The organism is Nostoc sp. S13, assembly GCF_029379315.1.
Taxonomy (GTDB): Bacteria; Cyanobacteriota; Cyanobacteriia; order Cyanobacteriales; family Nostocaceae; genus Nostoc.
This window is the reverse complement of sequence record NZ_JAQYWQ010000169.1, coordinates 1-10963: the sequence shown is the minus strand read 5'-3', so window position 1 is coordinate 10963 and position 10963 is coordinate 1. Positions and strand designations below refer to the sequence as shown.

General features: G+C 43.6%; 10 protein-coding genes and 2 pseudogenes. 5 read left to right on the top strand and 7 right to left on the bottom strand.

Annotated features, from left to right (window positions below; all coding sequences use genetic code 11):
* From PUQ00_RS30440 to PUQ00_RS30425, 4 genes and pseudogenes are all read right to left on the bottom strand, one after another.
* A pseudogene (locus PUQ00_RS30440) lies at window positions 1–184 on the bottom strand (photosystem II q(b) protein); the annotation flags it as partial.
* A gap of 219 nt (window positions 185–403) precedes the next feature.
* Entirely contained in the window at window positions 404–1078 is a 675-nt protein-coding gene (locus PUQ00_RS30435; RefSeq protein WP_300423497.1) for a DUF2834 domain-containing protein, read from the bottom strand.
* 134 nt (window positions 1079–1212) lie between these two features.
* Window positions 1213–2385, bottom strand: a complete 1173-nt coding sequence (locus PUQ00_RS30430; RefSeq protein ID WP_300423496.1) for a heat-inducible transcriptional repressor HrcA — start codon at window positions 2383–2385, stop codon at window positions 1213–1215.
* Between the two features lie 433 nt (window positions 2386–2818).
* On the bottom strand, window positions 2819–3151 hold the full coding sequence (locus PUQ00_RS30425; protein WP_300423494.1) for a rhodanese-like domain-containing protein: 333 nt from the start codon (window positions 3149–3151) through the stop codon (window positions 2819–2821).
* Window positions 3152–3310: 159 nt separating this feature from the next.
* Between PUQ00_RS30425 and PUQ00_RS30420 the strand changes: the two genes are divergently transcribed.
* Complete coding sequence (locus PUQ00_RS30420; RefSeq protein ID WP_300423492.1) at window positions 3311–4972, top strand: DUF3352 domain-containing protein; 1662 nt, start codon at window positions 3311–3313, stop codon at window positions 4970–4972.
* 110 nt (window positions 4973–5082) lie between these two features.
* Here the strand turns inward: PUQ00_RS30420 and PUQ00_RS30415 are convergent, their stop codons facing one another.
* A complete protein-coding gene (locus tag PUQ00_RS30415; protein ID WP_300423490.1) occupies window positions 5083–5277 on the bottom strand; it encodes a hypothetical protein in 195 nt (64 codons plus the stop codon).
* Here PUQ00_RS30415 and PUQ00_RS30410 point away from each other — a divergent pair.
* Entirely contained in the window at window positions 5272–6102 is an 831-nt protein-coding gene (locus PUQ00_RS30410; RefSeq protein ID WP_300423499.1) for a dienelactone hydrolase family protein, read from the top strand. The genes PUQ00_RS30415 and PUQ00_RS30410 overlap by 6 nt on opposite strands.
* Window positions 6103–6169: 67 nt before the next feature.
* Here the strand turns inward: PUQ00_RS30410 and PUQ00_RS30405 are convergent, their stop codons facing one another.
* Window positions 6170–9286, bottom strand: a complete 3117-nt coding sequence (locus PUQ00_RS30405; protein WP_300423489.1) for an MFS transporter — start codon at window positions 9284–9286, stop codon at window positions 6170–6172.
* A 492-nt stretch (window positions 9287–9778) separates the two neighbouring features.
* Here PUQ00_RS30405 and PUQ00_RS30400 point away from each other — a divergent pair.
* The 3 genes and pseudogenes from PUQ00_RS30400 (at window position 9779) to PUQ00_RS30390 (ending at window position 10476) form a co-directional block, all read left to right on the top strand.
* A pseudogene (locus PUQ00_RS30400) lies at window positions 9779–9990 on the top strand (high light inducible protein).
* A gap of 15 nt (window positions 9991–10005) precedes the next feature.
* On the top strand, window positions 10006–10215 hold the full coding sequence (locus PUQ00_RS30395; protein ID WP_300423487.1) for a high light inducible protein: 210 nt from the start codon (window positions 10006–10008) through the stop codon (window positions 10213–10215).
* Between the two features lie 48 nt (window positions 10216–10263).
* Complete coding sequence (locus PUQ00_RS30390; RefSeq protein ID WP_300423485.1) at window positions 10264–10476, top strand: high light inducible protein; 213 nt, start codon at window positions 10264–10266, stop codon at window positions 10474–10476.
* Between the two features lie 238 nt (window positions 10477–10714).
* Here the strand turns inward: PUQ00_RS30390 and PUQ00_RS30385 are convergent, their stop codons facing one another.
* A complete protein-coding gene (locus PUQ00_RS30385; RefSeq protein ID WP_300423484.1) occupies window positions 10715–10867 on the bottom strand; it encodes a hypothetical protein in 153 nt (50 codons plus the stop codon).
* Window positions 10868–10963: the final 96 nt, after the last annotated feature.

The window sequence follows — 10963 nt, the reverse complement described above, 5'->3', positions numbered from 1 at the left end:
CATCGATGTCTACTGGAGGTGCGGCGATGAAGGCGATTACGAAGCAGGCGGTGGCTGCTAGCAAGGTGGGGATCATCACGGAGCCGAACCAACCGATGTAGATCCGGTTGTTGGTGCTGGTGATCCACTCGCAGAATCGATCCCATACGTTGGCGCTTTCGCGACGTTGTAAGGTGGTTGTCATTATTTTATAAATGCGATTATTTGTGAATGAATTAGGTAGGTTTGATTACCTGTTACACATCTTAAACAATTTATTGCGTTTTGTAAAGTACTTTCAGAAAAATTTTTCTCTTGGGATTTACGCACCCGCAACAGAAAAACCCCAATTCCCTGAAAAGGGGACTTTGCCTAAATTCTGTTTAGAATCGGTAGGGGCTACGACTATGGACTTTATTCTTCGTCAATTCGCTGCTACCTGCTTGGATATTGACTCTATACCCACTTCTGGTAAAGGTGGACGCACAGATAAATAAATCAATGGGCCGAATAGCGGTATCAATGCTATTAACCAGAACAACTGCGGATTTTTCCAACTGCGACGCGCCATATCATCCCCTAGCAATGTGGGAAATAATAGGCAAAGTAGGCAGAAATCTAAACTCATCACATTAATAAAGCGGTTGGTTTGCCACTGCTGCACAAAACTGTCCCAATCTCCTCCTGTTAAACCGTAGGCAACTAGAATAACCGTGGCTACAGTTAAGACAACCCCAGTCACACGAGAATCTAACAGCTTCAGGAAGGCATTCTTTTTAGCGACAAAATTATTATTTGGTTCTCGTAGGGCTAAGTATGGCAACAAGGCAAAAGCACCAACTGCGAAAGAGGCGATCGCAAACAGCCAAGCAGGTATTTTTTGTCCTCTGCCATCAATAAATATTACGGCGCTGTAAATAAGAGGCCAGATGCCCATGAGGTTGAATAGGGCTATGACTAACGGGTTAATGCCTTGCCACTGGCCAATAGAAAGGTTTTTAATTAACTCGAATGTGCCGGGTTGCTCAGGAGGAGCGAGGAAAAAAGCATAGGTAATGAATCCCAGCCACAGCGCCACAAAGGCAATTTTTCTAACCATGAAAGATTTAAGTAGTATTAATTATTGATGCCGCTACAAATTGGGCTTATCTGCCTACTATTGTATTATTCACTGCCTAAACCCGTAGCGACTTGTCCCTAAATATCAGATGATCCGATTAATCCCTATTAATATTAAGGATTGAAATAACTGAAAGCTTCTGAGAGATAATCAGCAGCAGATGCTACGACTGCGATCGCACTTTCATAATCTAGGCGCGTTGGGCCCAGAACTCCCACACTTCCTACTGGTATTGAATTTCGGCGATAATTGGAAGAAATTAAGGTGCAGGTGCGTATTGGTTCTAGAGGATTTTCAGCCCCAATCCGAACCGTTACTTTTGGTTTCCCCACATCCTCAGACTCTGGTTCCTCAAATATTAATCGCCATAGTTGGTCTTGTTCTTCTTCCAGCAGGTGGATAATCGTTTGTACTTGCTGTAACTGGGAAAATTCCGGCTGGCGCAAAACTTCTGAGACACCCCGAACCATAATTTGGGTTGCAGTCGGTGCAAGAGTGCGACGAGTCAATTCGGCAACTGAATTTTTTAAGAATTCCCCATAGCGTTGGAACTCCTGATCTAGTTCGCTCCAGTCAAGGTTGGCTAATTCCAACAAACTTCGCCCCCGTAAGTGGCTATTCAAAAAGTTAGAAACAATCTGCAACTCGCGATCAATTACCTCTGGATCGCGTTGTGTTTCCTCTGGTACTGGCGACAAATCCATCAACTTGGAATGTGTCTCATAACCATCTGTCACCACAATCAGCATGATCCTTCCGGCTTCTATTTGTACTAATTGCAGATGTCGCACTATCGCTGTAGTGGTTTGAGGCATAGTAATCAAACTAATGCAGCCACTCAAGGTTGCTAAAATTTGTGCAGCTCCTTGCAGTAGGGTTTCTAAACTCCGATCTTCCCAGTAGAGAAGCTTTTGCAGTTCTACCTCTACTTCTCGCCCTAAAGTTTCCGTACCACTTCCCTGCGGGACGCTACGCGAACGTGGAAGCAAGCTACGTGTAGCGTCTGTCTGCGACACGCTCCGCGAACCTAGAGAAGGTGTAATTAGCTGGTCAACATAAATCCGATAGCCTGAGTCTGAAGGTATTCGTCCGGCGGAGGCGTGTGGTTGGTAAAGTAACCCAGACTTTTCTAAAACGCCCATCACATTGCGAATTGTGGCTGAACTTACACCCAGATCGTACTCATCAACCAAAGCTTTTGAACCAACCGGCTCTGCTGTAGCAATATAGTGACGTACTGTTGCCCAAAGTATATGCTGTTGTCGATTTGTTAACTGGACTTGCATAATGGCATGTTTTACTGAAGGCAAATTTTAATCAAACTCTGAAAAAATTTCTGGATTTGATCGCAAACAAAGATTATTAATAATTAATTAAGATACCAAATTAGACAGTTCTCTAATGATAAATATTTTTAAAGTTTACGTTCAACATTTATTGAGACTGCCCTTGAAATCGGAGCTAGGTTTATACTGCAAAAGCTGCCTTTACTCATAACAGTATTTTTGCATAATTTTAAACTTATAACAGTATTATTGAATACGTATTTTTCTGGAATAGCTGATATATTTGGGCCGAAAAGCTGCGTGAATATATACTCTACTAGCAAAAGGTATAAAGTTTCCCCTCAAAACCCTAAGTTGATGCAGTCCTCTTTTTACAATAGCAGAAGCCAGATGGAAGAGTAAATCCCAGCTAAGTCATGGATTCAGTCAGGAATTAATACTGGGGAATTGAAGGGTCAACTAATAGGGAGTAAGCATTAATACCACCAGAAATATTTTGCACATTTGTAAAACCTTGAGCAATTAACCACTGGCACATTTGGGCGGAGCGGATGCCGTGGTGACATAGCACAAAAGTTTCAGCTTGGGGATTGAAGAGAGTGGCTACTTGATCTCCCCATTCGGCAAATTGACTTAAAGGTAGATTAACAAAGCCCTCAATGCTAGCGATCGCCAATTCTTCTGGTTCACGCACATCTACTAGCTGAATACTTTGATCACTAGAAGAAAGATGTTGCGCCAGTTTTTCTACACTAATTTGGTTCATGAGTTCCCTGTCATGAGGTTTTCGTAAACAGTCCTAATATTATTTATGGTGACAGAAAATCTCTGCCTTGGCATCAGCATCCATTCTCAAGGGGGCTGATTAATTCTGGTAAGCTTTCTGCTTAAATGGCTGTAAACCGTCTTTATTAATAGGTTTAATGTGAATAGGCAACGTTCATTTATCGGTTTTATCGTCGCTGGTGCGATCGCAGTGCTAGTAATTGCGATCGCTGGCTTTTACTGGTTTTTCGGCAAAAGTCCGGCTAACCTCATTGGTTCTACCTCCCAGCCTAGTGCAGCCATATTTGTGTCGAAACTTTCGCCTGTAATGGTTTCATTACAGGCGAATCCTGACCGTTTGCAGGCGTTGGAACGGGAAGAGGAACTATCTAAACTCAAAACCAGTTTATTCGCCAAGAGTGGCATAGATTACAAACAAGATATTCAACCCTGGTTAGGGGATGAAATTACATTAGCTATCACTACTTTAGATATTGATCGGGACTTAGAAAACGGACAGCAGACAGGGTATCTATTGGCACTAGCAACCAAGCAACCAGAAAAAAGCCGCGAGTTTGTTGAGTTGTTGTTTTCTAAACGGGCGTTAGCTGGAGCAAACTTAGCTGTTGAACAATACAAAGGCGTAAAGCTGATTTACGACAATTCTCAACCAGAGCAGGACTTGTTTGCAGGTGCTGTTGTTGGTGAAGGCTTTGTGTTGTTTGCCAACGATCCGAAGGTGTTGCGAGATGCGATCAATAATGTCCAAGCGCCCGATCTGAATTTGACTAGCTCGCTCGAATACCAAAAAGCGACAAAACAACTTCCCAAAGGGGGTTTAGCTGTAGCTTTCTTGAATGTTCCCATTGTGGCAAAATGGCAAGGGTTAGAGTTACCAGAACAACTTTATAACAGCCAAATCATATCCTTGGCGTTAAACCCCAAAGGATTGCTAGCAGAAACCACCTTTCTGACTTCATCGGAAATTGTCCCCACATCTGTACCACTATCTAAACCTGTGGGAGCATTGCAGTATATTCCAGCGTCCGCAGGTTTGGCAATTTCTGGCTCGAATTTGAGTAATTTGAGTAACAGTGATTTAGCCAAACTCTGGAGACAAGCGACAGCAACCATATATGGTTCTGAGGAAGATGTGGTTTCTCGATTAGCAAAACCCTTAGTGGATATTCAAAAACGCTGGGGCATAAACTTACCAGAGGATATTTTTAGCTGGGTACAGGGAGAATATGCCATAGCATTGTTACCTGAGAAAGAGCAAACAAACCCTCATTGGATTTTTGTGGTGGAAAAATCCGAGGGTGTAGAACAAGGCGTTGCTCGTTTGGATGCGATCGCTTCATCCAATGGACTCAGTATCAATCCTCTGACTATAGACAAGCAAAAAATCTCGGCTTGGACAGAGTTAATTACTGCGACTAAAAAAAGTGATGCCAAAGAGGGAGCATCTTTCAGCATTGAAACAAAAGTGCGGGGATTACATACAACTTTAGGAAATTATGAAATTTTCACGTCTGACTTAGAGACTATTGATGAAATTCTCACAATCAAGGATAATTCCATAATTGACAATCCCAATTTCCAAGATAGTATCGCTGCAATTCCCTTACCAAACCAAGGCTATATATATCTTGACTGGACAAAGAGCCAGAATTTTTTAGAGCGTCAAGTACCGATTCTCAAACTAGTGGAAGTCTTAGGCAAACCATTTTTTAACAATCTGCGATCGCTCACAGTCAGTAGTTATGGAACTGAGACGCGATCACTCAAAGGCGGTGTTTTCTTCAAACTCCATAATTCGTGAGATTTTCATCAAAAGTCAAAGTGCAGAAGGCAAAAGAATTGTTTACCTTTTGCCTTTTCTGCTCCGATAATATTTACGTAAATTCCCTGTAGTATTTGCTATTTGTATAATCAATTAGCTGGTGGAGAAGATTGGATAAATCGGTAAAAATAAGGCGATCGCTCTTTCTCTACAGGCGAAAACTGAGGTAGCAAACGCAGCCAGTATTGCAGTAAACTAATTGGTAAACCGTAGTATTCGCATGATAGTACTGTACGGTTAACCAACAATAAAACTTTCGCCAATTCAAGATAGAGATGATGCAAGAAGTAACTCGCCGCAAATTTATTGCAACAGCCACCCTAGCGACGGGTTTTGCCCTAGCAGTGCAACCCATTTCTGCCGGAGTCATTACCACCAATTCCAAGGGCTTGGTAGCTGGTGCGGTGAAAATTCCGGTCAAAGATGGGGAAATTCCTGCCTATAGAGCAGCACCTGCCACTGGTGAAAATTTCCCCATCGTCCTGGTAATCCAAGAAATCTTTGGAGTACACGAGCATATTCAGGATATCACTCGTCGCTTTGCCAAGTTGGGGTATTTAGCGATCGCACCCGAATTATTCGTGCGTCAAGGTGATGTCTCGAAATTAAGCAGCATAGACGAAATTCGCCCAATTGTCGCCAAAGTGCCAGATGCCCAGGTGCTATCCGATCTCGATGCCACCGTACACTGGGCGGTGAAATCAGCTAAAGGTAATGCCGACAAATTAGCAATTACAGGCTTCTGCTGGGGCGGTCGCATTACCTGGTTATATGCAGCACACAATCCTAAGGTGAAGGCAGGTGTGGCGTGGTATGGACGACTCGTGGGCGATGCTACCAAACTAACGCCCAAGCATCCGGTCGATATTGCCTCAAAACTAACAGTCCCGATTCTCGGACTTTATGGTGGGAAGGATACGGGTATTCCCATTGATACAGTAGAGCAAATGCGCGATCGCTTAAAGTCTAGCAGCAGCAAATCTGAAATCATCGTCTATCCCGATGCACCCCATGCTTTTTTTGCCGATTATCGCCCCTCCTACCGCGAGAAAGAAGCTAAAGAAGGTTGGAAACGTCTCCTGGCATGGTTTAAGCAGCATGGCGTGTAAGTCTGCGGAACATAAAAAAGCCTCCCGGTATGGGAGGCTTAAAAGTTAGCGGAGAAAACTTGTTAAACTACGGCCTTGCAGCGATCGCTCCTCCTAATGCAGAGAAAACTGCGGAGACTGATGCTGTGGCAAATAGCCACCAAGCGGCTGTAGCTGCGGCTTTGCGGGTTTCTTCAGCTTGCCGCTGTGCTTGCTGCTTCACCTGTTCTAGGCGGCGTTGGGCTTCTTGCTGTATGCGTTCTGCACGTTGCAATACTGTGTTACGGGCCCGTTCAATTTGGTCGATGATGCCGTTGGCATCTTCCTCGGAGATGTCCTCACGAGAACTCATAATTGCCACCAGGGTCTCACGATCAAAAGAAGATAGGCGATCGCGCAGGGCATCAAACCCCGCTTGCGGATCGTCGAAAACAGTGCGAATATCGCGCTTGATACTATCGTAATTGAGTTCCGGGCGATCTAAGGAGTTGAGATAGTTACGGATGCGGCCGAAAACCCCATCAATTGCATCTTGAATGCCTCGTTGGATGTTCCGCACTTGTTCTACAAATTGATCCCTTACGGACACCATGTTATCCGCAATCCGTGCCGCTTCCTCATCGGAAATATCTTCCCGAATTTTTAGCAGGGCGATGATCGTAGAACGGTCAAAATGGGAAAGGCGATCGCTAAAAGTTTCTACCCCAACTCGCGGATCGTGCAACAATAATTGCAAGTCGCGCTTGATACCTTCTGGGTTGAGTTCTTCTTTGCCAGTTTGTCGCAAATAGTCTTCCAGATTACCTTTGAATGTTTCTATTCTTTGCTGTGTCCGGGTAGCTAGGCGACGAGGCGCACGCACAAAGTTGCGAATCGAAGTTTGTGTAGAATCAATGATTTCATTGACTTGTTCTTCACTTAAGTCTTGGCGTTGACTGACCAACTTCACTAGTGTATCTCGGTCTACCTGTGACAACCGACGCCGCAGTGCGACAGCTCCATCTTTGGGATTTTCAAACAATCTGGTCAAATCTCGCTGGATACCTTCTGGGTTCAGTTCTTGTTTACCAGTATTCCGCAGATAATCTGCGATCGTGGTGGTAACAGAGTCGTATTGCTCTTTGGCTTTTTCCACAACAGCTTGCGGTGTGTGGCGAATGTTATGCCACGACTCCTCAGCAGCATTGATGGCTTGATTAACTTGATCTTCACTCAAATCTTCCCGCTGACTCAACAATTGCACTAAGGTATCGCGGTCAAAGCGAGACAACCGGGCCCGAATTGAGGTAATTCCAGCTTGAGGATCTTCCAGTAGCTTTTTAAACTCTGCGCGGATGGCATCAGGATTCAGTTCTGATTTCCCAGTATTACGCAGATATGATTCTACATTCAGCCACAGGGTTTCTGCTTGATATTGTGCCTGTTCTGCTAATCCTTTGGATTCTACCAAGACGCGATCGCGTTGTTTTTCCAACTCATCCAGAATGCTGTCTACTTCATATAGCTGGACATCATTACGTTGCAGCAATATATCCCGGATCTCTTGACGTTCAAGGTGCGCCAGTCGCAATGTCAGAGTTTCATAATCTGCCTCTGAGTCTTGTAACAGTGGTTTAAAATTCTGCTCAATGCCTTCGGCTGTCAAATCTGCTTTTGGGGTAACGAGCAGATAACTTTCCACTGCCCGTTGTAAGTCTTGGACTATCTCTCTTTCTTCAACACCTGTAACTATCACTAGTACATCTTTGCGGACAACTTCTAGCTGATTTGCAATCCGCTGAATTTGGGCTTGGGTAAGCAGTCCCCGTTGTTGCAGTATGTTGGCAAAATCGTTGCGGGATAGACGTTCTAGTTCCCTGCGGACTATTCCTGGGTCAGCTGCTGGGTCGTAGATGACATCACGAAATTCCTGAGCGATTTTTTCCGGACTCAGTTGCCAAGCATAAGTGTTGTGCAGGTAGTTTTCGATATCAGCCCGAATAGGGCTATAGGGTTGCGATGGTGTTGGTAAACCTAGCTTATCTGCTTGTTGAGTGACTTTCTCTTTGGCAGTAGTGAGGCTACCCAAGATTTTTTCCACATCCAAATCAGGCAAATCTGTCCGTCCCAACACAGTGGCGGTTAAGGCAGATAGTCCTTGCTGGAGTGTACTTTGAATTAGCCCTGGAGCTGCCTTTTGGTCAGCTTGTTTGGAATCACGCTTTTCTGCTACTAACCGATCCAGTTTGGCGTTGAGTTCATCTGTCTTGCTTTGTCCTGCTGGAACTGATTTCAGATAATCGATTAACTCAGTCAGACCGTCTGGGGTGGGTGATTGCTGACTTACCACTTGCTGCCAAACTTTATACAACGTATCGGCAATGCGACTAACGTCTTTTTTGGAAAGGTCGGTGCGACTGCTGACTAACTCGATAAACTTTTCGCGGTTGATGTTGCGAATGTCTGAAGTCCCAGCGAGCGCTTTTAATTGCGGATCGTTGAGTAAATTTTCAAAGTCACTCCGAATTTTCGACAAATCTAACTCTGGGGGACGGAGCTTTTCTAAGTAATCCTCTATGTTCTCCCGGATACTTGTAGGGTCGATGGCGCTCCCTAGTTCCCGACGGATAGCGCTAGCGGCAGCTTCAGCCGTCGCTACAACTTGGTTATTGACAGCTTTTGCGCCTAGTGCAGCGGTGGCTGTGCCCATAATCGCCTGAAACCCAGAAGTTGCCGTATTAACGACTGAGCCAATTAAGGAACCTACGGTGGTGGAACTTACCCAAACGAGGATTAAAAAGTAAGCACCCCAAATTACCAAGCCGAGAATCGCTCCCAATGCTGGGTCTAAGATTACAAGGCTCAATTTTACCGCCAGAAAAGAAGCGATTAATAAGGCGATCGTCACAGTGACTAATGTCCAAATCCCCACTGCGGTGCCGATTTTGCGAATGCTGCCGCCCAAACTTCCGACTTCCCCACTATCCGAATCTGAGTCAGATGAGTGCCCCAGGTAGGAAATACCGGCTGCAAGTGAGAGATTAGTTAGAACTAATTGGAAAGCAAAGGCTAAGATCACCCCGGAGATTAAAGCCACAAAAAAGCGTGGCCCGGAAGTGAGAACCGATGCCTGTGCTGGCGTGACGTTTGAGGATTCTACTGGAACCTGTGCTAACCACAATAGTGGTTTGTAGAGTCCCACTATGATTTCCGTACTTTGGAACATTGTATTTCCTTGTTCTAAGTTTTAATTTAGGGAATTTAGAATTTCTTGAGAAGCAACTCTTAGTATGTATTTATGTTTGTACCTATGGCAATACCTAACTCTGTTTAGCTCAGAATCGTAGACTTTAGCTGTTTCAAGCATCTCCCCAAAGGCTGAAAACTATATCCAGCAGAAGATATAAGTTTTATTATCTAACTGTGCAAATGTTGAGTATGAACTCAAAAAGCTGGCTAATTCTTGGCTGCCACTTTTTAATTTTAATTGCTTAATCACAACGATTGATTTTTCCGCAATTATAGTTTAACACTAAAAAGTTACATTTCTTTATATTTTGATTTTTATCACCCTCAGAGGGTGGATTTGTCTGCACCAATGTGTTGTAGTTTATGCCTACAGGCATAAAGCATTTAAGTTATTAATAGCGTACATTAAAGTTAACAAACGAATTGTTAAGGATAACAAAGATGGCAACTTGTTCTTCCAGACAGAGATTTGGGAATAATTGCAGCAGAAGGTAATGGTTGCGATCGCAATGATTTTCTGTTTGGCTAGACACATCAAGCCGAAATCTGAAACTGTCGTTTAGGAATCATTGACTTCCTTACTTATTTACTTTGTGGAATTTAGCCACTTATAGCGTCCTACGCGACGTTTTATATCTGATTGGCTACTACATAGAAATTAAACACCTAAAAAGCTACTAAATTTTGGAGAAAAAAATGGCAACTCAAGAAACTCGGCCTTCTACTGGTTTACCACCTGTTGCAGCATCATACAACGGCGTAGATCGCAATGCATTTTTGTTTGGATTTACTCCTCAAGCCGAAATATGGAATGGTCGCTTGGCAGCTATTGGCTTCCTTGCCTATTTGCTTTGGGATTTAGCTGGTTATAGCGTCCTGCGTGACGTTTTACATCTGATTGGCTAATAGATAGCAATTTAACACCTGAAAAGCTACTAAATTTTGGAGAAAAAAATGGCTACTAAAGAAACTCGTTCTTCTACTGATTTACCACTTGTTGCACCCGAATACAACGGCGTAGATCGCAATGCATTTTTGTTTGGCTTTACTCCTCAAGCCGAAATCTGGAATGGTCGCTTGGCAGCAATTGGCTTCCTTGCTTATTTGCTTTGGGATTTAGCTGGTTATAGCGTTCTTCGTGACGTGCTACACATCGTTGGATATTAGTAATAGCTAAGGAGTTAGGAGGAGCCACTGCGTTGCGGGGGTTCCTCCTTTGTAGTAAGTGGCGTTGATCAGTTTTAAACATATTATTAATTAAAAACTCAAAACTGATAATTATTAACTCCTCGCTAATCTCGGTTTTGGTAGGCGGAACCAAAATCGAGTCTTCCATAACTGTTGCCGATGTAATCAACAGCTTCTTGTAAAGTTGTGACGTTACTAAAAACTAATAATAATGCTTTTAATAATGTAGCAATGATGAGGCGATCGTCTTTTTTTGATTACCCGCGAGAAAGTCCATCATCGCTCTAGGGTCAGACCTTTTTTCGTTATCAAAGGCTGTCGAACCGTAGTTACTGCCTGCAAATTTTCTAATTGCTTGTTGGGAACGCATTTGAAACTCTGCATTGCATTTATTTTAACTCCTTTACATATCCAGGGTAAGCTCATCTAATTTGGTATAAATAAAACTTGACAAATCGAAGAAGAT